This is a genomic window from Azospirillum sp. INR13, assembly GCF_015390205.1.
Lineage (GTDB): Bacteria > Pseudomonadota > Alphaproteobacteria > Azospirillales > Azospirillaceae > Azospirillum.
Window position 1 is genome coordinate 1 of record NZ_VUOI01000022.1, and the last position, 26164, is coordinate 26164.

Genomic DNA, 26164 nt, shown 5'->3' on the forward strand with positions numbered 1-26164 from the left:
ACGACGACTAACATCTCCTGGGCGGTGTGGTGCCGGGCGGCGGGAATCGATGGCGTGGACACCGAGCGCGGCCTGCGATTCGATGACTCGTCATTTACGCTGCAGGCGGCGATCAACGGACATGGCATTGCGCTGGCCCGCGGGGTTCTGGTGGCGGACGACGTCGCCGCCGGACGGCTGGTCCGCCTGTTCGAGGTGCGGCTGCCGGGAAGCCTTGCCTATTACGTGGTGGCGCCGCCGCATTACTTTTCCCGGCCCAAGGTGAAGGCCTTCCGCGACTGGCTGTTCGAAGAGGCCGGAACGGGCTGAAAGTCGTGGCGAAAGTCCTGTGCCGATCCGTCGTCTTGAACGGCTTGCGGGCGTGCCGGACCGCTCCTATAGTCCGCGCCCATGAGCGCGAACCCGTCCCCGACACGGTCTTCCCGCACCGCCATCTCCTCGGTATCGAGGGGCTGCGGGCCGGCGAGATCACCCAGATTCTCGACCTCGCCGATGGCTATGTCGAGCAGAACCGCCGCCCCGTGAAGAAGTCCAACCTGTTGGACGGCCGCACGCAGGTGAACCTGTTCTTCGAGAACTCCACCCGCACCCGCACCAGCTTCGAGCTGGCCGGAAAGCGGCTGGGCGCCGACGTGATCAACATGTCGACCGACAGCAGTTCGGTGAAGAAGGGCGAGACCCTGATCGACACGGCGATGACGCTGAACGCCATGCACCTGGACGCACTGGTGGTCCGCCACGCCGATTCGGGCGCGGTGAAGCTGCTGGCCGACAAGGTCAACTGCTCCGTCATCAATGCCGGCGACGGACACCACGAACACCCGACGCAGGCCCTGCTGGACGCGCTGGCGATCCGCCGCCGCCTGGGCCGGCTGGACGGGTTGATCGTGGCGATCTGCGGCGACATCCTGCACAGCCGGGTCGCGCGCTCCAACATCCACCTGTTGAACGCCATGGGAGCGCGGGTGCGCTGCGTCGCGCCGCCGACCCTGCTGCCCTCGCAGATCGAGAGGCTTGGCGTCGAGGTGCATCATTCGATGAAGACCGGACTGCGCGACGCCGACGTGGTGATGATGCTGCGCCTGCAGACCGAGCGGATGAGCGGCCAGTATGTCCCGTCCACCCGCGAGTATTTCTACTTCTACGGCCTCGATTACGAAAAGCTGGAGGTGGCGAAGCCTGACGCGGTCATCATGCATCCGGGCCCGATGAACCGCGGCGTGGAGATCGATTCGGAGGTCGCCGACGACCTCAAGCGCTCGATGATCCTCGATCAGGTGGAACTGGGCGTGGCCGTGCGCATGGCCGTGCTCGACCTGCTGACCCGCGAACGCCGCCAGTCCGACCTTGCGGGAGTCGCCCGATGAGTGCGTCGATGAATGCCCGTGTCGTCTACCGCAACGCCCGCTTGCTGGATCCGGCGACTGGATTGGACCAGCGCGCCGACCTGCTGATCGACGGCGAAACCATCGCCGATTTCGGACCCGGCCTGTTCAGCGATTCCACACCCGAGGGGCCGAGGTCGTCGATCTCGCCGGCCAGTGCCTCGCCCCCGGCCTCGTCGACATGCGCGTGCTGATCGGCGAACCGGGCGAGGAAGAGAAGGACACGATCAAGAGCGCGTCCCGCGCCGCGGCGGCTGGCGGCATCACTGCCATGGCGCTGCTGCCCAACACAGACCCGGTGCTGGACGAGGTCGCCGGGCTGGAGTTCATCGCGCGGCGCGCCCGCGAGGTGAAGTTGGTCAAGGTCTTCGCCTACGGCTCCGCCACGCGCGGCACCGAAGGGAAGGAAATCACCGAGATGGGGCTGCTGAGCCATGCCGGCGCGGTCGCCTTCACCGACGGCACCAAGGCCATCGTCAGTGCCAAGACGATGCGCCGGGCACTCAGCTACGCCAAGACCTTCGGCAAGCTGATCGTCCAGCACCCGGAGGAGCCGTCCCTGGCGTCCGGCGGCATGATGAACTCCGGCGAGATCGCCACCCGGCTCGGCCTCGTCGGCATCCCGCGTGAGGCCGAGATCATCATGATCGAGCGCGACCTGCGGCTGGCCGAACTTACCGGCGGGCGCCTGCATTTCGCCCACATCACCACGTCGGAGTCGGTCGACCTGATCCGCCGCGCCAAGGCACGCGGCCTGAAGGTGACCTGCGACACCGCCCCGCACTACTTCGCCCTGACCGAGACCGACGTCGGCGATTACCGAACCTACGCCAAGGTATCGCCGCCGCTGCGTGGCGAGATGGACCGCCGGGCCATCGTCGAGGGACTGGCAGACGGCACCATCGACGCCATCGCGTCCGACCATGTGCCGCAGGACCAGGACCAGAAGCGCCTGCCCTTCGCCCAGGCCGCCCCCGGCGTGATCGGGCTGGAGACGCTGTTCCCGCTGACGCTGGAACTGGTACACAAGGGCAAGATGCCGCTGCTGAAGGCGCTGGCCTGCGTCACCTCCAATCCGGCGGCGATCCTCGATCTGGCCGTCGGCCGCATCGTGAAGGGCGGGCCGGCCGATCTGGTCGCCTTCGACCCGGATGTTCCCTGGCAGATCGACGTCGGCCGCTTCAAGTCGAAGTCGAAGAACTCGCCCTTCGAGAAACCGCCCGGTCCAGGGCCGGCCGCTGCGCACCATCGTGGATGGCCGCACCGTGTGGCAGGCGGAGGACTGATCCGGTGCTGACTCTCGTGCTTGCCGCCCTGCTGGGCTACCTGCTGGGTTCGATCCCTTTCGGGCTTGTTCTGACCCGGCTGGCCGGACTGGGCGACATCCGCCAGATCGGCTCCGGCAACATCGGCGCCACCAATGTCCTGCGCACCGGCAACAAGCCGCTGGCCCTGGCGACCCTGCTGCTGGACAGCGGCAAGGGCGCCATCGCGGCCCTGCTGGCCCTGTGGTGGGCCGGTCCCGAAGCGGCGGTGCTGGCCGCCGGCGGCGCCATGCTGGGCCACAGCTTTCCGGTTTGGCTGGGCTTCAAGGGTGGCAAGGGCGTGGCGACGGCGATCGGCGTTCTGCTGGCGATTTCCTGGCCGGTCGGTCTGCTCGCCTGCCTGACCTGGATCGTCATGGCGGCGTTGTTCCGCATTTCATCGCTGTCGGCTCTGACGGCGCTGGGGATCAGCCCGCTGACCGGATGGTATTTCGGCGGACCGCTGGTCGCCGGCCTTTGCCTGTTCATCGCCATCCTGGTCTTCATCCGCCACGAGGCGAACATCCGCCGCCTGCTGAAGGGCGAGGAACCGAAGATCGGCGCCGGTAAAAAGAAGACGGCATGAACGGACGGCTTCTCTCTCCGTCGTCGGAGTGGAGAAGCCGCTTTCCCTCGGCTGTTACCATCGGCTCATTGACCGCTGTGGTCGCCCTAGCCGCCGCTGATTGAATGCATTTTGAACACGCGATGCATCGTTCCACCCTGGACAGTCGACAGGGCGAACATGGGCATATACTAGTACATTAAAATCGATCTCTCCTTTCGCATTTGGACTTTCGCTTCCCTAATGGGGTTTTCACGCTTTCTTTATCTTTCTGCTGAATATACTTTGTTGACTCCTAAATGACCAATTTCCTCTAAGCTATATCCATTGTCCCTCAATCGCTTTCCGGAGCGATTTGCCGGACTTTTCTAATAAAATGAAGGTAATTTTTGAAAATTATCAATAAGTCAATTGGGGTCGCGACCTTTTCATCGTTTAGCACTCGTTCAATTTTCCTGACGCATACCTGCGTATGAGGCTTTGCGCTCCCGACGCTCGTTCTGGAGAGGGCTGAGCGTGTGGAAATCATGCGGGGGCTTGTCGATGTTGGGTGCGTTGAAGATTCGGACGCGGGTGAACGCCGGCTTCGGCATGGTTGTTCTTCTGCTGGTGTTGCTCGGGGTGGTATCCTGGCGCTCGGCCCAGCATTCGAACGACAGCCTCAACAGCTTCGCCGGCCAGGGATTGATCGTTGAGCAACTCCAGCAAGTGGATTCGGCCGTGCTGCGTGCCCGAATGGCCTTCCTGCGCTATATGGCGACGGGCAAAGTGGAAAATACCCAGGCGATCTACGCAGAGATGGCGAATGCTGAACGGGAGTTGGCGGCGACGAAGCCGATGATGCCCGATGATGCGTCCCGCCGCCCACTGGACGAGGAGGCTGCCAAGCTGCAGTCCTACATTGCGGCAGTCCGTGACTATCAGGCTCGTCGCACCGAACTCGAACGCCTGACCAAGGAGGTGGTGTACGACGCCGGCTCCGCCCTGCGCGCGCAGCTGGTGGAGATGCGAACGGCCGAAGAGAACGCCAATCACTTCGCGACGGTCGCCACCCTGAACAAGCTGAGCGAAGGCGTGTGGACCACCCGCATCCTGGCCTTCCGCCTGTTGGCCGGCGACAAGGAATATGATTTCGAGAGGGTCGCCATGCGGCTTGGCGAAGCATCCGGCGCCATGAAGGAGTTGGAGGGTATGCCGCTTGCCGAGGGGCAGCAGGCACGAATCGCTGCCGCAAGCAGCTTGCTTGAAAAGCTTGCCACCGGCCTGAAATCGATCGAAGGTCATATGGCGGCGATGGACGAGATCATCAACACCCGCCTCAGCCCCATCGGTACTGCCATCGCCAAGCAGCTCCAGGAGATCCGCGAGCCGGTGTCGGCGGGTCAGGCGGCGTTGCGCAAGGGTGCGATCGAGACGGCGGACAATGCCGAAAAGCTGAGCATGATCCTGACACCGGCGGCGGCGGCGCTTGCCATTCTGCTGGCTTGGCTGATCGGCCGCAGCGTCGCCAACCCGGTGGTGGCAATGACCGGGGCGATGGGCCGGCTGGCGAAGGGCGATCTGACGGTCGATATTCCTGCCGCTGGCCGCCGTGACGAGATCGGCGCAATGGCGTCGGCCGTGCAGGTCTTCCGCGACACCATGATCCAGACCCGGCGTATGGAGCAGGAGGCGAAGGAGGCGGAGATCCGTGCCGCAGCCGACCGTCGCGCCGCAATGCTCCAACTGGCCGACAGCTTCGAAGGCAACGTGCAGGGCATCGTCGAGACGGTCGCCTCCGCTGCGACGGAGATGCAGGGCACGGCCAGCGCCATGTCCGCCACCGCCGACCAGACCAGCGCCCAAGCGACCAACGTCGCTGCAGCGGCCGAACAGGCCTCCGTCAACGTGCAGACCGTTGCCGCGGCGACGGAGGAGCTTTCCGCCTCCATTGCCGAGATCGGCCGGCAGGTCACAGCTTCCACCCGCGTCGCCGCCCAGGCGGTGGAGGATGCTCGGCGGACCGGTCAAGCCATCGAAGGTCTGGTGCAGGCAGCCCAGCAGATCGAGCAGGTGGTGGTGCTCATCAATTCCATCGCCGGCCAGACCAACCTGTTGGCGCTGAACGCAACCATCGAAGCGGCCAGGGCCGGCGAGGCCGGCAAGGGCTTCGCCGTCGTCGCCAGCGAGGTGAAGCAGCTCGCCAACCAGACTGCCCGCGCTACCGAGGACATCCAGGCCAAGGTGAAGGAGATCCAGTCCGCCACCGCAGGTGCCCAGACCGCCATCACCGGCATTGCCAGCACGATCGACCAGATCAGCGACATCTCCACCGGCATCGCCGCCGCCATCGAGGAGCAGAATGCCGCGACCGGCGACATCGCCAACAATGTCGCGCAGGCGGCCCGCGGCACCGGCGACGTGTCCTCCAATATCCTGGGGGTGAATCAGGCGGCGTCGGAGACCGGAACGGCCGCCGGCCAGGTGTTGCATGCGGCCGGCGATCTTGCCCGCGACGCGGAAATGCTGCGCCGGGAGGTTCAGACTTTCGTGGCGACGATCCGCGCGGCGTGATCGAGCACGCATTTCCGACATCGGGCGACGCCGGCGGCGGGGAGGCAACTCCCCGCCGCTTTCGTTTGTAGCCCGTTGATTTCGTTCCGCTTGCCCTGCCTCAATTCGCCCACCGGGGGAAAGACAAGCGGTGCGGCCATGCGTTATGCTGCACGGCAATCCGGGACACGAACCAACAACCCGGCAGGCGAGCCGGCCGCTGACGCCGGTGGATAACGAGACGCTGAGGGAACCGAGAATGGACACTCCGCTGTGGAGCCCGAGTGAGGAGCGCATCGCGCAGGCCAACCTGACCGCCTTCCGCGAGGCGGCGAATGCGCGCTTCGGACTGCGGCTGGACGATTACAACGCGCTCTACAATTGGTCGATCGCGGAGAAGGAACGGTTCTGGCGCTTCCTGTGGGAGTGGGCCGGGCTGACCGGTGACCTCGGCAGCATCGATCTGCTGGACGGCGACAAGATGCCCGGTGCCCGCTGGTTCCCGGAAGCAAGCCTCAGCTATGCCGAGAACCTGCTGGCCGGTGCGCTCGATGAGAATGCCGTCGTGTTCTGGGGCGAGGACAAGGTGAAGTACCGCTGGAGCGGGGCGGAGCTGAAGGCCACCGTTTCCCGCCTGCAGCAGGCGCTGAAGGCCAAGGGCGTCGGCAAGGGCGACCGGGTCGCCGCCATCATGCCCAACATGCCGGAAACGCTGGCGGCGATGATCGCCACCACCAGTTTGGGTGCGGTCTGGTCTTCCTGCTCGCCCGATTTCGGCATTCAAGGCATCACCGACCGCTTCGGCCAGATCGAGCCGAAGGTGGTCTTCTCCCCCGACGCCTATTGGTACAACGGCAAGAGCCACGACGTCCGCGCCAAGGTGGCCGAAGTCCTGAAGGATCTGCCCACCGTCGTCGCCACCGTGATCGTTCCCTATGTGGACAGGGCGCCGGATGTCTCGACCATCCCGGGCGCCATCGGCCTGCAAGACTTCATGGCGCCCTACCCGGTGGCCGAGCCGACCTTCGAACGGGTCGCCTTCGACCATCCGCTGTTCATCCTCTATTCCTCCGGCACCACCGGAAAGCCGAAATGCATCGTCCATGGGACCGGCGGCTCCATCCTTCAGCATGTGAAGGAACACCGGCTGCATTGTGACCTGAAGCGCGGCGACCGGCTGTTCTATTTCACCACCTGCGGTTGGATGATGTGGAACTGGCTGGTGACCGGTCTGGCCAGCGGCACGACGCTGGTTCTCTACGACGGTTCGCCCTTCGCCCCCAGCGGCAACATCCTGTTCGACTATGCGGATGCGGAACAGGTGACGCTGTTCGGCACCTCGGCCAAGTTCATCCAGTCGCTGGAGAAGTCCGGACTGGAGCCTGCGAAGACCCATTCGCTTGCCAGCGTCCGTGCACTCGCCTCCACCGGCTCGCCGCTGATGCCGGAGAATTTTCGAGTTCGTCTATCGCTCCATCAAGCAGGATATCCATCTCGCCTCGATCAGCGGCGGCACCGACATCATGTCCTGCTTCGTACTGGGCAATCCAATCGCCCCGGTCTGGAAGGGCGAGATCCAGACGCGGGGCCTGGGCATGGCGGTGGAGGCGTTCGACGACAACGGCGTCGCGGTGCGCAGCGAGAAGGGCGAACTGGTCTGCACCCGCCCGTTTCCCAGCATGCCCATCGGCTTCTGGGCCGATCCGGACGGGTCCAAGTACCGCTCCGCCTATTTCGACCGCTTCCCCAACATCTGGGTCCATGGTGACTTCATCGAGCAGACAGAACATGGCGGTTGGGTGATCTACGGCCGCTCGGACGCCGTGCTGAACCCCGGTGGCGTGCGCATCGGCACGGCGGAGATCTACCGTCAGGTCGAACAGCTGCCGGAGATCATGGAAGCGGTCTGCATCGGCCAGGAATGGGACGGCGATGTGCGCGTCGTTCTGTTCGTCGTCCTGCGCGAGGGCATGAAGCTGGACGAGGCGCTGGCGGCGACCATCCGCAAGCGGATCAAGGACAATTGCTCCCCCCGCCATGTGCCGGCGAAGATCGTGCAGGTCACCGACATTCCCCGCACCCGGTCCGGCAAGATCACGGAGCTGGCGGTGCGCGACGCCGTCCATGGCCGGCCGATCAAGAACACGGAGGCGCTGTCAAACCCGCAAGCCCTCGACGAGTTCCGCGAGCGGGCAGAACTGAATGGGGCGTGACGTGGCGGTGAAGCTGTTCCTTGACCTGGACGGGGTATTGGCCGATTTCGACCGCGGGGTCGTCGCGGTAACCGGCAAGCGGCCGGAACAGCTGCCGATGAAGGAGATGTGGCGGGCATTGTCCCGCCACTCCGACTTTTTCGGCACGCTGGAGTTCATGCACGACGCGCAGGAACTCTGGCAGTTTTGCGCACCCCACCGGCCGACCATCCTCACGGGCCTGCCGCTGGGCAGTTGGGCACCCGAACAGAAAAAGCGCTGGGTCGCCCGCATGCTCGGGGCCGACGTGCCGGTCATCACCTGCATGGCCCGCGACAAGGCCCGCTATGCCAACCCCGGCGCCGTCCTCGTCGATGACCGCGACAAGGCCCGCGATCCTTGGGAGGAGGCCGGCGGCCGCTTCATCCTCCACCGCAATGCGTCCGATAGCATCGCGGAGCTGGTCAAGCTGGGGTTCTGAACAGGAAAAAGGGGCGGCACCCGGGTGCCGCCCCTTTTATTTCCGTAAGCTTACTCGGCCGCCGCGGCCTTGGTCTCGCGGCTCGTCTTGTACAGCGACACCAGCACGCCACCGCCGATCAGGGCGAAGGTGACACCCAGCGCGATCAACGGGTCGGGCTTGCCGAAGAACTGCGTGTAGAAGATCTTGCCGCCGATGAACACCAGCACCAGAGCCAGCGCGTATTTCAGGTAACGGAAGCGATGGACCATCGCAGCCAGGGCGAAATACAGGGCACGCAGGCCGAGGATGGCGAAGATGTTGCTGGTGTAGACCAGATACGGGTCGGTGGTGATGGCGAAGATCGCCGGCACGCTGTCGACCGCGAACACCAGGTCGGCCAGTTCCACCATGATCAGCGCCAGCAGAAGCGGGGTGGCCGCCCAGCGCATCGCGCCGCCCTGCCCGCTCGGCTCCCTGACGATGAAGTGATTGCCATGGAAGCGGTCGGTGACCCGGATATGCCGCTTCAGGAAACGAAGGGCGGCATTTTCGCCGAGGTTGGTCTCCTCATCCTTCGCGAACAGCATCTTGAGGCCGGTCAGCACCAGGAAGGCGCCGAAGAGATAGAGGACCCAATGGAACTCCGAAACCAGCGCGGCACCGGCGCCGATCATCAGGCCGCGCAGCACGATGACGCCCAGGATGCCCCAGAACAGCACGCGGTGCTGCAATTCGCGCGGTACGGCAAAATAGCTGAAGATCAGCGATATGACGAAGACGTTGTCCAGTGACAGGCTCTTTTCGACGAAGAAGCCCGTGTAGTACTGAAGGCCTGCCTCCGAGCCCATCGAGTACCAGACCCAGCCGCCGAACAGCATGGCGACCGCGATGTAGAAAGCCGACAGCTTCAGGCTTTCACCGACCTCGATAACATGGTCGCGGCGGTTGAGGACACCCAGATCGAGAACCAGAAGCGTCAGCACGACGCCAATGAAAACAAGCCAAATCCAGATTGGTTTTCCCAAAAATTCGAGGAAAACCATCGCAAGCATACCATCCATAGCAAGACCCACTTGATGACGCTGCGTCAGCGGTGAAATCAAGCGGTTCCGACATCACGACCGACGCCTCGGTCGCCAGAGGGACCCGGACCCGAACTTTCTGGCAGATGGTGTCGCCGTTGCCGCGATCAAGATGGTGGAAGAGCGGGTTTTTGCATTTTAAGCAAAGCCGGACCGGGCACTCTTCGACGTCATTGAAATTCGACGGATGCCGACTTTCGGCGAGTCGCGGCGGCCATAACGCGCCTGCGGGCACCGCACAGGGGCGCGGACGCGGAAAACGGCGGCTGCAGTGGCTTTGGCGGCTCCGGGACTCGGCGCTTGATGCAATGCCGCCACAGATCGGGAACGAATGTCGCGCAAGAAAAACACCGATGGTTGCCCAATCTGTGTTCGCTCTTGTGCGGATGGTGCCGTTCTGCCAATAACTCCGAAAAACCGAAACCAAACCGACCAAATGGAGTTTTGCATGAACCAGGCCGAGCTGATCGAAACCGTCGCCACCAACGCCGGCATCAAGAAGGCCGACGCGGCCAAGGTCGTTCAGGCGGTGTTCGAGGGCATCTCCGGCGCGCTGGGCCGCGGCGAGGATGTGCGCCTGGCCGGTTTCGGCATTTTCGAGGTGGCTGAGCGCGCCGCCCGTGAAGGCCGCAACCCCCGCACCGGCGAAGTCGTGGCGATCGCCGCTTCCAAGGCTCCGAAGTTCAAGCCGGCCAAGCAGCTGCGCGATCTGGTGAACGGCTGATACGCACGCAACCACGTCCCAGGGGGAGCGCAGCCATGACCATCGATCAAACCGAATTGCAATCGCTGACCGCCAAGGTCGTTGCCGCCTATGTCGGCAACAACTCGGTGCCGGTCCACGACCTGCCCACGCTGATCAACAGCGTCCAAGTGGCTTTCCGCAATCTGGGCGAGGACAAGCCGACCCAGGCGAAGGCCGAGTTGGTACCGGCGGTCGCGATCAAGAAATCGGTCACTCCGGAATACATCGTCTGCCTGGAAGACGGGAAGAAGCTGAAGATGCTGAAGCGGCATCTGAAGACCGTCTATGACATGACGCCGGACGAGTACCGCGCCAAGTGGGGGCTGCCGGCCGAATATCCCATGGTTGCGCCGAACTATGCCAAGGCCCGTTCGGAAATGGCGACCAAGCTCGGCCTCGGCCGCAAACGTGCGGCGGCCGAGTAACCGGTCTTCATCCGCATGAGCTTTGAAAAAGGCGCGCTCAACCGGGCGCGCCTTTTTTCGCATGCACCCGCCAGGTCCAATGTCGGGGGTGCATGTGAACCGCAAGTTTCGAGCCATCGGCACGCCCTCCCCCGGCTTACCTCCAGTCGGCTCTGATGGGCCTATGACCAATGTTCGGGTGGCGAAGCGGATCGGCCTTCCCATCTAGGGTTCCGGTATGGTTGAGGGACCACGGGCGGTCCTATCACCATCCTCACCGCAGAGGCATAGTTGCCTTCCGCACCGCCGGCTGACCTGCAGCCGATCCATTTCGCGGGTGCGGCATATCGACGGCAGTCCGCCCGGACATGTGCCGGCCGATCGGAAGAGGAACGACTGCCCGAACGTCACCCGTCTGAACGTCAGGGGTCATAGGATTGCCTCCTCTCCCAGACTGCCGGTGCGGGTAGAAGAAGAGCCTGGGTATACGCCGAAAAACACCCGGAACATGCCCTTTCCCGGCTTGATCCGCCGCAAATCCGCGGCCACATTAACATTGTCAAAAGGACGCAGTTCCTTGAGACGCCGGGCAAAATACAAACCCCACAACAGCTAAGGTCGGATCGACGGACGTTATTCCTACGTTCGCGCCACAGTCCGCCGTTGGTTCATCGCCTCGAAGGCGATCCCTGCCATGGGTCCCGACAGGGGCCGGCCCCGATTGCGGGCTGCCCCGTGAAGCGTTGGAGAGGAGGCATTCGCGTGCTGAAGAAACTGCTGACCGGTGAAAGCGCCAGCCTGACCCGCTACATCGAGGAATCCAAGCGCTTCCCCATCCTGGCGCCGGACGTAGAGCGCGACCTCGCCATCGCTTGGCGGGAACGCGGCAGTCCCCAGGCGCTGGAGCAACTCGTGGGCAGCCATCTCCGCTTGGTGATCAAGATCGCCCGCGGCTTCGGTGGCTACGGCCTGCCGTTGGTCGATCTGGTGGCCGAGGGGAATGTCGGCCTCATGCAGGCCGCCCAGAAGTTCGATCCGCAGCGCGGCTTCCGCTTCGCCACCTATGCCACCTGGTGGATCCGTGCCGCTATCCAGGAATACATCCTGCACAGCTGGTCGCTGGTGAAGATGGGCACCACCGCTGCACAGAAGAAGCTGTTCTTCAACCTTCGCCGGCTGAAGAGCCAGATGGCCGAGCTGGAGCAGGGCGACCTGTCGCCGGAGACGGTGGCGACCATCGCCGCCGAACTGGACGTACCGGAAACCGAGGTGGTGGAGATGAACCGCCGCCTCGCCGCCAACGACAGCTCGCTCGACGCCACCCTGTCGACCGACGGCGAGACCAACTGGCTTGAACTGCTGGCGGACGACCGCCCACGCAGGACACCATGCTGGCGGAAGCGGACGAGCTGGCGCTGCGCCGCCGGCTTGTCGGTCAGGCCCTGGACCGGCTGGACGCGCGTGAACGCCGAATCCTCTTCGAGCGCCGCCTGAAGGACGATCCGTCGACCCTCGAAGCGCTGAGCCAGCAATTCTCGTATCGCGCGAACGCGTTCGCCAGATCGAAGTGCGGGCTTTCGAGAAGCTTCAGAAGGCCGTGCTCAGTGCCGCCCAGGCCCTGCGCCGGCCGGCCACCCCGATGGTGGCCTGATCCCACCACGTTTCCCGTCCGGCGCGGGCTCCGCTCCGGACGGGCCTCATGCGGCACCGGCCATCCGGCTGGATTCCGCCGCATCGCTCCCGCGGGCCGTGGCCCGCCTGTTGCCTCCAGACCTGTAAACCTGCAAGCCGGCGGCGCCCTTTGGCTCCGCCGGCTTTTTTTCTTTCCGATGCCGAGTAATAAACCAACGCCCGTGGGGGCCGTCACGACGCTTGATTACGCGCAGTCGAGGTTCTGCGACAAAGTGACTGGTTCAAAGATGCGAGTGCCTGCGCATGATGTGCCGCTCGCGGGAAAGTTTGCAATTTTGGCAATTCTTAGTACGCTCGTCATATCTCAAATGGGAGAGGGGCTCCATGTCGCACGCTGCCCAGACTCAGTCGATCATTGACCGCATCACCTTCCTGCGCATCGACGAGGCGACGAAGGCAACGCTTCGCGAATTCCAGCCCTATCTGGCGCAACGGATCGATCAGATACTGGAGGAGTTCTACGGCTATCTCCACACGGTCCCGCAGGTCGCCCCCATGCTGGTGAACCCGGCGGTGACCGGCCGCGCGCGGGACCTGCAGAAGCAGCACTGGCTGCGCAATGTCTTCACCGGCACCTTCGACGAGGCCTACGTCAATCAGGTCCTGAAGATCGGCCAGACGCATCAGCGCATCGGCCTGGAGCCACGCTGGTATACCGGTGCCTATTGCTTCACCCTGAACAAGCTGATCGAACTGGCTGCCCAGATCCACCGCAAGAAGCCGGAGAAGCTGTCGCAGCTGCTCCAGGCCATCAACAAGGCGGTGTTCCTGGACATGGACCTCGCCACCTCGGTCTATATCGACCTGAACACCGCAGCCATCATCGCGCGGGAACTGGGCAGCACTGCCGACAGCTTCGAACGGGAGGTGAAGGGCGTCGTCCAGGCGGTGGCGAGTGCAGCCCAGCAGCTTCAGTGCACCGCCCAGACGATGAGCCGCACCGCGGAAACCACCAGCGAGCAATCGACCCAGGTGGCCGCCGCCGCGGAAGAGGCGTCCGTCAACATCCAGACCGTTGCGGCCGCGGCCGAAGAACTGACCGCCTCAATCGGCGAGATCAGCCATCAGGTGACGCAGTCCGCCGCCATCGCCAACGCTGCGATGACCGAGGCCGAGCGGACCAACGCCACGGTGCAGGGGCTTGCCGACGCGGCCAGCCGCATCGGTCAGGTGGTGAAGCTGATTCACGACATCGCCAGCCAAACGAACCTGCTCGCTCTGAACGCCACGATCGAGGCGGCGCGCGCCGGCGAGGCAGGCAAGGGCTTCGCCGTGGTGGCGAGCGAGGTCAAGAGCCTCGCCAACCAAACCGCCAAGGCGACCGAGGAGATCAATTCCCAGATCGGCGCCGTCCAGGGCGCCACGCAGGAGGCGGTTGGCGCCATCAGGTCCATCTCCGGCACCATCGCGCGCATCAACGAAATCTCCACCTCCATCGCCACCGCAATGGAGGAACAGGGTGCGGCCACGACGGAAATCGCCCGCAACGTTCAGCAGGCGTCCATCGGTACCCGCGAGGTCAGCGAGACGATCGTCGCCGTCAATGCCTCCGCCAACAATGCCGGCGAAGAGGCCAGGCAGGTTTTGGAGGCGACCAACGAATTGTCGCGTCAGTCCACCACCCTGCGGACGGAGGTCGATCGCTTCCTTGCCCGCGTCCGCGCGGGCTGATAGACGCCAAATCGGCCTGACCCACCAAAAGAAGAAGGGCGCGTTCCGCCGAACGCGCCCTTTTCCCATCTGCACGCCGTCGCGCAAGGCGACAATGCGGTGAAACTGCCGATCAGGGCAGCGTGCGGACCACGAAATCGCTGACTGCGATGTTTTCCGCCTGGGCAGCGTGCCGAACCTCTTCCGCGCTGCGCCAGTGGCTGCGCCCGCCGAGGCTGGTGAGAATGCCGCCACGCATCGCGACGAAAATGCCGGTCCGTCCCAGATTCACAATTCTCATCATGGTCTTATCCCCCGCCCGATTTCTGGCATTTTAGAGAAAAACTATCCAGTTCGTTTTTTGAACAGGAAACCTCTTGGTCCTCAGAAGTTATCAAAACGCGTCATGTGGCGTCAATAAGACTTCAGTTACTCAACTCTTTGCCGGCTTCATAATCCTTCCTTCACCTGAAAGTACCGCCACCACCCCGAAGCCTCGCAGATCCTTCAAACATACGCTTTGCGAAAAATTTTATATTTATTTGCTTGGTTGCCGTTCATTGCCTGCCTCACCGCCATGGCCGAAAGCCCTATCCCGACCGCACAGCGTCGGAACGACGGCACGCCGTGTAGGTTGTCACCGAGGGCCGTGATCCAAGCGGCGACCGAAGGCGGGAAAGCACCTGCGAGGCATCGGCACATGGCAACAGCACACCGCCGCACCGGAACGAGCGGCACGGGCGCCAACGGGCGGTTCGGGACGGAAGCGGGGGAGGAGGACGGCCATGCGACGCTCGCCCTGCCGGTGACCATCCGGCCGGCAAGGCAGGACGACCTGCCGACCCTGGAATGGTATGGCCTGCACTCGCCCCACCGCGAGATAATCGCCGGGGCATTCCGCCTTCAGGAGCGGGGTGACGGCGCGATGCTGCTGGCGGACGTCAACGGCTTTCCCGTAGGGCAGATCTGCATCGATTTCCTGCGCAAGCGGCCGAGCGGCCGGGCCACGCTATGGGCGTTGCGTGTGTTCCAGCCTTTCCGGCGGCTTGGGCTCGGCGTCCGGCTGGTGCGGGCGGCCGAACGGCTGGTGGTCCAGCGCGGCGTGCCCTTCGCCGAACTGGGCGTCGATCGCGACAATGCGGGGGTGCTGCCCTTCTACGAGCGGCTGGGATATGAACATTGCGGCCGGGAACGCGGACAGTTCCTCTACCACACGCCGGAAGGCCGGCTGGTCCGCGTTGCCATCGACCAGTGGCTTTTGCAGAAACGGATGGCGGACGCTGCGAAGCCGGAGGGTGACCGCGGCCTGCGCCTCGCCACCGATTAGGAAATCCGACGTTATTCCGCGGCCAGTGCCGCGCCGGGCGGAAGCGGCACCAGCCGGGCCGACCGCCGTCGTGGCAGATAGATGCGGGCGCCGTCCAGGATGGCGCCCAACTCGCGCATGGCATCGGTTGCCATGCACAGCGCGACCAGCGGAAGCCAGCGGTCGAGATACTGCGCTGCGATCTCGGCGTCGCCGTTCTGCACCGCGGCCAGGGAGTCGAGCAAGGCCGCCTCGTCCGCACTGATGCGGCTGCAGGCCGGGCAGCGTATCTCGGGCTTGCGGGCCCCCGACACGGCGAAGGTGCCGAGCAGCGCGAACAGCGGCAGCAGCGCAGTATTCGGCACGCCGGCGACATTCAGACCGATGCGCATCGACGCCATCGCACCTGCGGTTCCGGCACGGAACCACTGCCGCACGCCGGTCAACAGCGCCCGTTCGGCCGTCGTCAGGTCCGTCACCGTCCAGGGCGACGGCCGCCCTTCTTCCACCGTCCCGCACATGCCGATGCTCCTTCGTTCGGTTGCGTGCGCATCCTAGCGCCACACGCGGAAAACCGCGAGTCATTCTTAGTTGCATACCCGAGCTGTGACAAAATGTGGCTTCCGGGGGGAGTACGGAATGCCGGAAACGACGCGTTAACCACCGGGGCCAATCCTAGACCGACTCGCAGCGTAGGGGATCGGTGGGGATGATGCGGACGATTCGGGGGGCTGTTCTCGGACTGATCGCGACGGTCGGATTGGGCATTGCGGGGGGCATGACGGAGGTCCGCCCCGCGGCGGCCCAGATCGTTCTGAAGCCCGCCTATGGCGAGGCGTCGCTGTCCGGCCCGGCCGGGGCACGCGGTGCGGTGGTGTGGAGCCACGGCCGCTCCGTTGATTCGGAGGATTCCGAGGCCCCTACCCCGCTCTACATGAAGACACTGCGCGACGCCGGATGGGACGTCTTCCGGCTCGACCGCATGCGCGTCAGCGACACCCTGCCCAACAGCGCCCGCGCACTGGCGGGCTATTCTGACATGCTGAAGACCAAGGGCTATCGCCGTGTCGCGCTGACCGGGCAATCTTTCGGCGCCTTCATCTCGCTGATCGCGGCGGGCCAGACCAACGCCATCGACTCCGTCATCGCCACCGCGCCAGCCGCTTTCGGCAACTTCACCGAAGCCTATGACAGTTACCGCGAGAACGCCGCCCAGCTCTGGCCGATCCTGCGAGAAGTCCGTCGGGCTCGGGTGATGATGTTCTTCTTCCACGGCGACGATTTCGATCCGGGCGGACGCGCGGAGCCGGCGCGCAACATCCTGGCGCAGCGTGGTCTAAGCAGCCTGATCGTCGACCAGCCGTCGCTACTGCCCGGCCATGGTGCCGCCAACACCGGTTTGTTCGTCCGCCGCTTCGGCGCCTGCATCGTCCGCTTCGCCGAGGCGCCGCCGAGGCCGAACGATCCGCCCTGCGACGAGTCCTGGGGCCGCAGCCCGAGCGCCGAACTCCTGCAGGCCGCCTTGCCCGCCAACGCCTCCGGCTCTGCCAAGGGCGACGTCGACACCACCGCCGCCCTGCGCCCCTTCATGGGCATGTGGTACGGCAGCTACATCAATGGCCGCGAGGTCGCTCTGTCGGTCGAGAAGGCCGAAGGCGATGCCGTCTATGCCGACTATCTGCTCGGTGCCGGCATGGAGGCCGACCAGCCTTTCGAGCGGGTGCGCCGCAAGGGGCGGATCGAGAATGGCGAACTGGTCTTCGACGAGAAGGGCCGCAACATGCTGCGCTATCGCCTGCGGCCGGACGGCCGGGTCTCCGCCACCTGGCTGGACAAGGACGGCCGCGGCCGGCTGGACACGGTGCTGCGCCGGGTGAACTGAGGCCGTTCCCCTTTGCCGTCCCGAACGCTCAGTCCTGGGTCAGGAAATTGCGGACGATCGCGATCTGGTCATCCGTCATCAGGGACGGAGCGTGGCCGGTGTTGGGTATTTCCACCACTCTCACCAGTCCGGCCGCCCCCGGGCCACGCTCCGCCATCCGCTCCGCCGTCTCGGCGCTCAACAGGTCGGAGTCCGCACCGCGCAGGACCAGCACCGGACAGCGCACGCGGTCCCACAGCGCCCAAAGATCGACATCGCCGACCGGCGCGGTCTTGAAGGCTTCGCCGATACCGGGATCGTAGGCGAGACGGAACCTGCCGTCGGGCAGCGGGCGGGCGCTGTGCTCCGCCATATGGCGCCAGCATTCGTCGCCGATGGTGCCGAACCCCATCAGGACGAAGCGCAGGTAGGATTCGAGCGCCTGCAGATCCTCGAACACCGGGTCCTTGCCGACATAGTCGGCGATCCGCTGCAGGCCGGCTTGGGCGATGAAGGCCCGACATCGTTGATGACCATGCGGCGGATCGGACTGTTGGCCTGGGCCGCCAGCGTCATGCCGATCAGCCCGCCCATCGAGGTGCCGACCCAGTCGACCGTCTCCACTCCCATGCGGGCGATCAGCGCCACCATGTCGGAGCAATATTGCGGATAGCCGTAGAGCGCCGGCACCGGCAGCCAGTCGCTTCGCCCGCGCCCGACCACATCCGGGCAGGCGACCCGCCACCTGTCCGCCAATGCCAGTGCCAGCCGGTCGAAATCGCGGCCGTTGCGCGTCAGCCCATGGACGCAGATCGCGGTCCGTGCGGCATCGTCACGCCCCCACTGCGTATAGGCGACCTTGTGGAAGCCGGCGGCGCTGAGGCCGAGGACGCTGCGTTCGGACATCGGCACGGGCGGGCACTCCTGTTCAGCGGTGAGGGGGCTTATCCCTTTTTCGGCGATTTGACGCTGCGTGGCAACTCCGCCTCGACATCACGCACGGCCGCATCGCGGATGGCGGGGAGTGCGGACGACGGCGCCGCCACCGAACCGTCAAAGGGATGGTGGACTGCGTCGTAGTTCCGCCGGATGATGCGAACGTAATTGCGGGTTTCCTCATAGGGCGGGACGCCCTTGTAGCGGTCCACCGCACCTTCGCCGGCATTGTAGCCGGCCAGCGCCAGCGTCACGTCGCCCTGGAAATAGGCCAGCAGCCAGCGCAGGTACTTCACGCCGCCGGTGATGTTCTGCTTGGGATCGAAGACGTCCCCAACGCCGAACCGGTCGGCGGTGTCCGGGATCAGCTGCATCAGTCCGGCGGCGTCCTTGGGCGACACCGCGTCGGTCCGGAAGGCGCTCTCCGCCTGAATGACCGCCAGTACCAGTGCCGGGTCTACGCCATATTTCGGTGCGATGGTATTGACCAGCGACACGACCTCCGCCGGGGCGGCCCGACTTCACGCACGGGGCCGGCACCAGGGCGGCACCAGGGGCGGATGCGTCCCATGCGGCCGGAACATAGTTGACCAGCCGGCGCGCTTCCAAATGCCCGCGCGAGGCCGCCGCGCGCAGCCAGGCGGTGCCGAGCCGCCGGTCCTTGCGCACACCCTTGCCGAACAGGTAGCGGCGGGCCAGCCGGAAGGCGGCATCGGCGTCGCCCTGCTCCGCCAGTTCGCAATCGCCGGATTTCCTCTTGAGCGAGGGCGGTGGCAGTTCGGCGACCGACGCCGGCTTGCCAGAGGAATTGGCATCCGCCGCGGCAGCCATGGGTACCGATGCCAATCCGGCGCCCGACAGCGCCAGTGCCATCAGCGGCACCATCACGACACGACGAAACGGCAAGCCCAGACCCTCCTGCAAACCCGCGTCATCCTACGGGAAGCGGGAGTATGGTGATGCAACCTGTTCGGGACAAGGGCAGCCCGAAACTCCTCGTTCGGATTGCCGCTTGATGATGTCACGGCCCGCGTCGGCGGCGGCCCTGTTTCTTCGAAGCACCTTCGGGAATGCCGCGGCCCTGGCGGGCGCTGCTGATGCCGATGCTGCCGGGAACTTCCAGTCCGAGGTCCATCGCCTCCAGCCGGCGGAGTTCGTCGCGCAGGCGGGCCGCCTCCTCGAACTCCAGGTCGGCGGCGGCGGCGCGCATGCGCTTTTCCAGGTCGGCGATGACGCTCTTGAGGTTGTGCCCGACCAACTCGTTGGAGTTCAGGCCGGTCTTCACCGTCACATGGTCGCCGCGCTCGAACACGCTTTCCAGGATGTCGCCGATGGCCTTCTTGACCGATTCCGGCGTGATGCCGTGTTGGAGGTTGTAGGCCATCTGCTTCTCGCGGCGGCGCGCCGTCTCGTCGATGGCGTATTTCATACTGTCGGTGATCTTGTCGGCGTAGAGGATCGCCCGCCCATCGACGTTGCGCGCCGCGCGGCCGATGGTCTGGATCAGCGACGTCTTGGAGCGCAGGTAGCCCTCCTTGTCGGCGTCCAGGATTGCCACCAATGCGCATTCCGGGATGTCCAGACCCTCGCGCAGCAGGTTGATGCCGACCAGCACGTCATAGGCGCCCAGCCGCAGGTCGCGGATGATCTCGATGCGCTCCAGCGTTTCCACGTCGGAGTGGATGTAGCGCACGCGCAGGCCCGCCTCGTGCATGTACTCGGTCAACGCCTCTGCCATCTTCTTGGTCAGGGTGGTGACCAGGATGCGATACCCCTGGGCGACCACCTCCTTGCACTCGCCGATCAGGTCGTCGACCTGCGTTTCGGTCGGGCGGACGATCACCGGCGGATCGATCAGGCCGGTCGGACGGACGAGCTGCTCGGTGAAGACGCCGCCGGTGCGCTCCATCTCCCACGGACCGGGGGTGGCGGAGACGAAGACCGTCTGCGGCCGCATGCCCTCCCATTCCTCGAACTTCAGCGGGCGGTTGTCCTTGCAGCTCGGCAGACGGAACCCGTAATCGGACAGGATGGTCTTGCGCGCCAGATCGCCGCGGTACATGCCGCCGATCTGCGGCACCATGACGTGGCTTTCGTCGACGATCAGCAGGGCGTCCTTCGGCAGATACTCGAACAGCGTCGGCGGCGGCTCCCCCGGCGCGCGGCCTGTCAGATAGCGCGAGTAGTTCTCGATGCCGGCACAGGAGCCGGTGGCCGCCATCATCTCGATGTCGAAGGTGACGCGCTGCTCCAGCCGCTGGGCCTCCAGCAGCTTGCCCTCGGCAGCGAATTCCTCCAGCCGGACCTTGAGATCCCTCTTGATCTGGCCGACCGCCTGATGGAGCGTCGGCTTGGGGATGACGTGGTGGCTGTTGGGGTAGACGCGCACCGCCTCCAGCGCCGCCAGCTTCTCACCGGTCAGCGGATCGACCTCGTGGATGGCCTCGATCTCGTCGCCGAACAGCGAGATGCGCCACGCCCGGTCTTCCATGTGGGCCGGGAACAGCTCCACCGTGTCGCCGCGCACGCGGAACAGACCGCGGCCGAAGGCGGCATCGTTGCGCTTGTATTGCAGCTCGGTCAGCTTACGCAGCAACTCCGGCTGGGAAATGATCTCGCCCTTGCGCAGGTCGACGGTCATCTCCGAATAGGTTTCGACCGAACCGATACCGTAGATGCAGGACACCGAGGCGACGATGATGACGTCGTCGCGCTCCAGGAGCGACCGCGTCGCCGCATGGCGCATGCGGTCGATCTGCTCGTTGATAGAGGATTCCTTCTCGATGTAGGTGTCGGTCCGCGCGACATAGGCTTCCGGCTGGTAATAGTCGTAGTAGGAGACGAAATACTCCACCGCGTTGTTCGGGAAGAAGGACTTCATCTCGCCATACAACTGCGCTGCCAGCGTCTTGTTCGGTGCCAGGATCAGCGTCGGGCGCTGCACCGTCTGGATGACGTGCGCGATGGTGAAGGTCTTGCCCGACCCGGTGACGCCGAGAAGAACCTGATCCTTCTCGCCTTGGCGCAGGCCGCCGGTCAACTCCTCGATGGCGTTCGGCTGGTCGCCCGCAGGCGTGTAGTCCGACACGATGACGAACTGCTTTCCGGCTTCCAGCTTCGCCAGTGGCTTGGCGGGAATGGCGGACAGGACGGGACTTGCCATGGGGCGGCGATCCGGATCAGGGAGGGGGGTACGGAACGGGAACCGATTATATGGCCGCAACGCCCCCCTCTGTCGAGCGCAGGCTGAGCGGCACTGCGCCCCGCGCAGAGCTGGACGCAGTGCCGCTCGGGCCCCGCCTTACTGTTGTCCCAGCGCCTTCGGGTTGGAAATTCCCAGCCGCGCCTGGACGATGGCTTCCAGCGAGTCCATCAGCACCTCCTGGCCGTCATGATCGAAGTCGCCGGCGGCGATCTCGATACACAGTCGATGCTGCAGCGCCTCCACCCGCTTGCGGAGGTCGTCGCCGGACAGGGCGTCGTCGGCGTCCTCGCCATAGAGCAGGGCAAGCGCTCCCAGCATCGAATGGCCGGCGGTATCCAGCCCCTTCAACTCCCGTTCGGCGATCTCCAGCGCGTTGGCGACCATCAGCGCGGCAAAGCGGGCTTCGGGGGCGACATGGGGAAGCACGTCCGCGCGAAAGGTGGAAGCGGCGATCTGCAGCAGGCCGCGGGCGTCGGGATTGGCGCGCATCAGGCCACCTTCTCCACAGCGCCGGAAGCCATGCCGCCGATGGAGCGGAGATGGCGCAGCATGTCCATCTCGATTTCCGGCAGCATCCGTCCGGTCAACGCCAATTCCAGCGAGGGTTCGTCGCCGGAACTGTGGCGAAGCCCCTGCTCCACCGCGATAGCGGCCCAGCGAAGGTAGGCCGCCGTCTCCCAATAGGCGACGCGCGCCGGATCGACACGGCGACCGGAGGTCTCTTCGTATCCGGCATAGAAGTCCGCGCGGTCGGCGATGCCGCCGGCTTCGCGATCAGGCCGGCGGAAGCGCCAGGACCGGGCGCAGAACCAGCCCAGATCCTCCATCGGGTCGCTGAATCCGGCGAACTCCCAATCCAGGATCGCGGTCAATGCGCCGTCCTTGACCAGATAGTTTCCGGTGCGGTAATCGCGATGGCACAGCACCACGGCCCCCGGCAGCGGCGCGTTGATTTCCATCCAGCGCAGCCCCCAGGCGATCACCGGATCGCGACGCCCCAGGTCGCCGAACCATCGGCGGTACTGGGCCAGCGTTTCCTGCGCCGGGCAGTCCGGCGCCTCGCCCAACCGCTCCAGCCCTTCGGCTTCCGGCGTGATCCGATGCAGAAGTCCAAGCTGCCGGCCAAGCTCGCGCGCCAATTCAGGCTGCGCCGCCTCCGACCGCGTCACAGCATGGCCGGCGCCCAGCCCTTCGGCCCGGCGCATGATGTAGAAATCGTGGCCCAATATGGCTGGGTCATCGCAGGCGAAGAGTGGTTCCGGCGCCAGCACTCCAGCCGCGAAGGCGGCGCGCAGCACCACGAACTCCCGCAGCTTGCCGATGCTGGCCGAGATGGGCCCGCCGCCTTCGGCCCGCAGCACGCAGGCATGGCGCCCGGCCAGCGGTCCGCCGTCGATGTCCAGAGTCACCGCGAGGTTCAGGGAGATCGCACCGCCGCCGAGCCGTCCATCCTCCGTCACCGTGACGCGGAATGCGCCGGCCTGCGCAGCCAGCCAACTTTCCAGACGGGCACGGTTGTCATCGGACAGCAGCGAAGGCGGGAATTGGTCGGACGCGGTAACGACATGCATGGCGTTCTCCCTCCGAAGGTTGCCGGGCGCGCTGGATCGCGCCTCATTTTCGATTTCAACGGCCGATGGTAGGCACGAAGCGGTGTTGCCGACAAGTTTCACCTTGGTGAGAAAAGCGGTTCCACCCCCAAAAAAGTCGGCCCCTCTCCCGCCGGGCGGGCGGGAAAGGGGCCGTTGTTGCATAAGGCGGAGAGAGCTTACGCCGCGATCGGCTGGTTCGCCCCCTGCTCCTGGCCGGCCGGCTTTGCCTGCTGGGTGGCGGGGACCGGCGCCGGCTTGGTTTCGCGGACCGGCAGCATGTCACCGATACCGAAGGCGACGGCCATCAGGTTCGGCACCGCCATGGCGGCGAGCAGCATCGACCACAGTTCCAGCGACAGGGTGCCCAGCGGGTTGACCATCGCGGCGGTGACGGACGAAGCGACCAGGGCGGCGGACAGCCAGGCCTCGGGCTTGGCGCAGAAGCGGCCGGCGGTACGCTTGCCTCCCTTGGCGGTCACACGGAAGGCGTCGTGCTTGCGGAACAGGCCACGGACGACGGCCAGGGCGACGGTGGTGGACAGCGCCATGCCGACGGCGCAGGCGCCAAGGCTCTCCTTCCAGCTGTTGCCGGAGGCGTAGCGCGAGGCCAGCAGGCTGGAGCCGGCACGCAGGACCAGGGCACCCAGCACGGCGGCGGTGGCGGCAACCGGCGGCAGGTGCAGCGGCAGAACCAGCGAGGCGAAGGTCCAGACCACGGCGGCTGCGGCGGCGAACAGGCCGACGGCGTCGGACCACCAGCGGATCCAGTTGGTGACGTAGCCCAGCTTCTGCCGCGCGCTTAGCTCGGCCGAACCCGGCAGGAACTTCTTCCAGTGGGCGCGGACGATCTGCGTGGAGCCGAACACCCAGCGGTCACGCTGCTTGCGGAACTGCATGAAGTTGTCCGGGGCCAGACCGGCGCCCAGCCGTTCGTCGGTGTAGGCGGCGCGGTAGCCGGCCGACAGGATGCGCAGGCCCAGTTCGGTGTCCTCGCAGATGCCGGCTTCCGACCAGCCGCCGACCCGGTCCATCGCCGACCGGCGCAGCATGATCATCGTGCCGTGGCAGATGAAGGCCTGGGACGACACGCCCTCCTGCATGCCGACGTCGAAGAAGGGACGGTACTCGGCGGTCATGGCGGCCTTCAGAGCCGTCTCGTGGCCGTCGCGGTGTTCCTGCGGAGCCTGGACGATGCCGACCGATGGATCGGCGAAGGTCGGAGCCAGCTTCGACAGCCAGTCGGGCGACACGGTGTAGTCGGCGTCCAGCACGGCGACGATCTCGGCTGCCGGATCGGTGTGACGCAGCGCGGCGTTCAGGGCGCCGGCCTTGAAGCCGGAAATCTTCTTGTACCAGTAGAACTTGAACTTGCGTCCCAGCGCCTGGCACATCTCCTCCACCGGGCGGACGAGATGCTCCTCGTCGGTGTTGTTGATGAGGACGACGACCTCGTAGTTCGGGTAGTCCAGTCGCGACAGCGAGGCCAGCGTGGCGTTCAGCACGTCCGGCTGCTCGCGGCAGGCGGCGACGTGGATGGAGACCATCGGCTTGTGCTCGACGGCGGGAACCGTGTGCGGCAGCAGGGCCGGGGCGCGGCCGGTCAGCAGCCGCCGGGCAACATCCACCAGATCGGCGAAGGCGACGCTCATCATCAGGGCGCCCAGCGCGAAGGCGGATCCCCAGGTGGTGACCGCACCGAAGGTCAGGTACTCGGCGAAGGCACCGGCAACCGCCGAGCCGATGGCGAAGCCGATGATGTTGGCGCCCATCGAGGCGGCCAGCGCGAAGCCGGCGTTGGTTCGGCGGCGGAACACTACGAAGGCCGACAGGGCAAGGCCGACGGCCAGGGCGACGCCCGCGCCGACCCGCTCGCCATAGGAGGCGGCGACGGCGCCGGTCATCGCCCATTTGGGCTGACGGTCGGCATCCAGCACACCCCAGGTCGGGCCGGGCGAGCCTTCGATGGTCGACTTCCAGATGCCGTCGAAAGCCTCGACGACGTTGTAATGAATCCCAAGTGCATTGGCTTCCGCCGCGAAGCCGCGGACGACGGCGGCCTGCGCCTCAGGCGTCGGGTAGGCGTCGTGGAAGTTCTCGCCGCCCGATGGCCAGCCGACCTCACCCACGAACAGGGGCTTGCCCGGATGGGACTTGCGCACGGTGTCGAGCCGGTCGCGAATCCAGGTCAGCGCGTTTTCGACCGGAACGCCTTCCCAGTAGGGCAGCACGTGGACGCCCATGAAGTCGGAGGCCTTCACCGTGGCGTCGGCCTTGATCATCTCCGACCACACGTCGGCGGTGCCGACCTTGATGGTGGCGGGGACGGCGGCGCGCACGCGCTTGATGTAGGCGGCCAGCTCGGCGTCGGTCAGCTCGGCGCGCAGCAGCGTCTCGTTGCCGACGATGATGCGCTTGATGCCGCGGAATTCCTTGGCCAGAGCGACGGCGTGCAGGATCTCGCGCTCGTTCCGCGCCTTGTCCTCGCTCAGCCAGATGCCGAGTGTAACGTCAAGGCCCTTGGAGATCGCGATTTCCGGGACTTCACCCTGCGAGCCCAGCGTGGAGTATGTACGGACGCCATCGGCGAAGCCGACGATGGCGGCCATGTCCTTCTCGATCTCCTTGCGCGGCACCACCGGCTGATCGTTGGGATCGTAGCTGCGGCCCGAGGGCGAGTAGGACACGGATTCGATACGGCCGGGCTCCGCTTCCACCGGCGTCGGCGCATTGCGCCAGGACCAGAAGGACGCGTGCCCGGCGGTCACGGCCAGCAGAGCGGCGGCGATGGCTGCGCGCCGGATCGGGTTCTTCGGGTTGCTCATGGGGAGTTCGCGATGCCCTGTTGCAGGGTGGCCGTTCGCCACCGGACATCCGCACAAACGGCCAGACCGGCTTCCCTATTCCACGCTCCTGGAAAAAATTTTGTGCGCTGCGGCGACCGGAACTTGGCCGGACGGCACCTGTTGGACAACGACCCGTGAAGACACAGCCCAGTTCAGGAGAATTCCCCATGGCAACTCGCCACGAAGACAGCCCCGAACACAAGAAGGCCCACGATCTGGCAGAACAGGCGCTGGACAAGGCCGCCGACGGCGACGCCCGCAAGGCGCGCGACCTGATCGAGGAAGCCAAGCGCATCGATCCCAAGATCGGCGAGGAAATGTCCCGCGAAGCCGCCGAGGATCAGAAGAAGGCCGACAAGTACGTGGACAAGACCGACAAGTGAGCGATCGCCCCCTCCCCATCCCTC

At 65.4% G+C, this 26164-nt stretch carries 19 protein-coding genes and 5 pseudogenes; 14 read left to right on the forward strand and 10 right to left on the reverse strand.

Annotation, left to right across the window (positions count from 1 at the left end):
• From F1643_RS15525 to F1643_RS15555, 7 genes and pseudogenes are all read left to right on the forward strand, one after another.
• A partial coding sequence (locus F1643_RS15525) for a LysR substrate-binding domain-containing protein (protein ID WP_255542853.1) occupies positions 1-309 on the forward strand: 309 nt, incomplete at its 5' end.
• Positions 310-377: 68 nt separating this feature from the next.
• Entirely contained in the window at positions 378-1367 is a 990-nt protein-coding gene (locus tag F1643_RS15530; RefSeq protein WP_194914195.1) for an aspartate carbamoyltransferase catalytic subunit, read from the forward strand.
• A gap of 8 nt (positions 1368-1375) precedes the next feature.
• Positions 1376-2671: pseudogene (locus F1643_RS15535) on the forward strand (dihydroorotase family protein).
• The gene (plsY, locus tag F1643_RS15540; protein WP_206692514.1) at positions 2640-3275 is read left to right on the forward strand and encodes a glycerol-3-phosphate 1-O-acyltransferase PlsY; all 636 of its coding nucleotides are present in this window, start codon (positions 2640-2642) and stop codon (positions 3273-3275) included. Before F1643_RS15535 ends, plsY begins: the two are co-directional and overlap by 32 nt.
• A gap of 534 nt (positions 3276-3809) precedes the next feature.
• Positions 3810-5807, forward strand: a complete 1998-nt coding sequence (locus F1643_RS15545) for a methyl-accepting chemotaxis protein (protein WP_194914121.1) — start codon at positions 3810-3812, stop codon at positions 5805-5807.
• 238 nt (positions 5808-6045) lie between these two features.
• Positions 6046-7999 (forward strand): annotated as a pseudogene (locus tag F1643_RS15550) (acetoacetate--CoA ligase).
• Between the two features lies 1 nt (position 8000).
• Complete coding sequence (locus F1643_RS15555) at positions 8001-8459, forward strand: hypothetical protein (protein WP_370540632.1); 459 nt, start codon at positions 8001-8003, stop codon at positions 8457-8459.
• A 50-nt stretch (positions 8460-8509) separates the two neighbouring features.
• Here the strand turns inward: F1643_RS15555 and F1643_RS15560 are convergent, their stop codons facing one another.
• Positions 8510-9502 (reverse strand): TerC family protein, encoded by a 993-nt coding sequence (locus F1643_RS15560; protein ID WP_194914123.1) that lies wholly within the window; start codon positions 9500-9502, stop codon positions 8510-8512.
• A 469-nt stretch (positions 9503-9971) separates the two neighbouring features.
• Here F1643_RS15560 and F1643_RS15565 point away from each other — a divergent pair, with 469 nt between their 5' ends.
• The 4 genes and pseudogenes from F1643_RS15565 (at position 9972) to F1643_RS15580 (ending at position 14035) form a co-directional block, all read left to right on the forward strand.
• The gene (locus F1643_RS15565) at positions 9972-10247 is read left to right on the forward strand and encodes an HU family DNA-binding protein (protein ID WP_012974184.1); all 276 of its coding nucleotides are present in this window, start codon (positions 9972-9974) and stop codon (positions 10245-10247) included.
• A 35-nt stretch (positions 10248-10282) separates the two neighbouring features.
• Positions 10283-10693, forward strand: coding sequence for a MucR family transcriptional regulator (locus tag F1643_RS15570; protein WP_149221700.1), 411 nt, complete (start codon positions 10283-10285; stop codon positions 10691-10693).
• Positions 10694-11434: 741 nt separating this feature from the next.
• Positions 11435-12323 (forward strand): annotated as a pseudogene (gene rpoH / locus F1643_RS15575) (RNA polymerase sigma factor RpoH).
• A 365-nt stretch (positions 12324-12688) separates the two neighbouring features.
• Positions 12689-14035, forward strand: a complete 1347-nt coding sequence (locus F1643_RS15580) for a globin-coupled sensor protein (protein WP_194914124.1) — start codon at positions 12689-12691, stop codon at positions 14033-14035.
• Positions 14036-14147: 112 nt separating this feature from the next.
• On the opposite strand, the gene F1643_RS15585 is transcribed toward F1643_RS15580, so the two are convergent.
• Positions 14148-14318: a hypothetical protein gene (locus F1643_RS15585; RefSeq protein WP_194914201.1), complete on the reverse strand. Its 171-nt coding sequence runs from the start codon at positions 14316-14318 to the stop codon at positions 14148-14150.
• Between the two features lie 396 nt (positions 14319-14714).
• Between F1643_RS15585 and F1643_RS15590 the strand changes: the two genes are divergently transcribed.
• Entirely contained in the window at positions 14715-15341 is a 627-nt protein-coding gene (locus tag F1643_RS15590; protein WP_194914125.1) for a GNAT family N-acetyltransferase, read from the forward strand.
• A gap of 11 nt (positions 15342-15352) precedes the next feature.
• On the opposite strand, the gene F1643_RS15595 is transcribed toward F1643_RS15590, so the two are convergent.
• A complete protein-coding gene (locus F1643_RS15595) occupies positions 15353-15841 on the reverse strand; it encodes a hypothetical protein (RefSeq protein WP_194914126.1) in 489 nt (162 codons plus the stop codon).
• A 188-nt stretch (positions 15842-16029) separates the two neighbouring features.
• Between F1643_RS15595 and F1643_RS15600 the strand changes: the two genes are divergently transcribed.
• The gene (locus F1643_RS15600) at positions 16030-17202 is read left to right on the forward strand and encodes an alpha/beta hydrolase (protein WP_194914127.1); all 1173 of its coding nucleotides are present in this window, start codon (positions 16030-16032) and stop codon (positions 17200-17202) included.
• A 28-nt stretch (positions 17203-17230) separates the two neighbouring features.
• Here the strand turns inward: F1643_RS15600 and F1643_RS15605 are convergent.
• From F1643_RS15605 to F1643_RS15630, 7 genes and pseudogenes are all read right to left on the reverse strand, one after another.
• Positions 17231-18087 (reverse strand): annotated as a pseudogene (locus F1643_RS15605) (alpha/beta fold hydrolase).
• Positions 18088-18125: 38 nt separating this feature from the next.
• Entirely contained in the window at positions 18126-18614 is a 489-nt protein-coding gene (locus tag F1643_RS23450; protein ID WP_370540633.1) for a lytic transglycosylase domain-containing protein, read from the reverse strand.
• 163 nt (positions 18615-18777) lie between these two features.
• Positions 18778-19002, reverse strand: a pseudogene (locus tag F1643_RS24960) (murein transglycosylase); the annotation flags it as partial.
• A 136-nt stretch (positions 19003-19138) separates the two neighbouring features.
• Positions 19139-21280 carry an excinuclease ABC subunit UvrB gene (gene uvrB / locus F1643_RS15615; RefSeq protein WP_194914128.1) on the reverse strand — a complete coding sequence of 714 codons (2142 nt, stop codon included), beginning with the start codon at positions 21278-21280 and terminating at the stop codon, positions 19139-19141.
• A gap of 138 nt (positions 21281-21418) precedes the next feature.
• A complete protein-coding gene (locus F1643_RS15620; protein ID WP_194914129.1) occupies positions 21419-21811 on the reverse strand; it encodes a DUF6285 domain-containing protein in 393 nt (130 codons plus the stop codon).
• Positions 21811-22893, reverse strand: a complete 1083-nt coding sequence (locus tag F1643_RS15625; RefSeq protein WP_194914131.1) for a phosphotransferase family protein — start codon at positions 22891-22893, stop codon at positions 21811-21813. The genes F1643_RS15620 and F1643_RS15625 overlap by 1 nt, the downstream gene beginning before the upstream one ends.
• Before the next feature lie 197 nt (positions 22894-23090).
• Entirely contained in the window at positions 23091-25736 is a 2646-nt protein-coding gene (locus tag F1643_RS15630) for a glycosyltransferase (protein WP_194914132.1), read from the reverse strand.
• Between the two features lie 188 nt (positions 25737-25924).
• On the opposite strand from F1643_RS15630, the gene F1643_RS15635 reads away from it, so the two are divergent.
• The gene (locus F1643_RS15635; protein ID WP_194914133.1) at positions 25925-26140 is read left to right on the forward strand and encodes a hypothetical protein; all 216 of its coding nucleotides are present in this window, start codon (positions 25925-25927) and stop codon (positions 26138-26140) included.
• Positions 26141-26164: the final 24 nt, after the last annotated feature.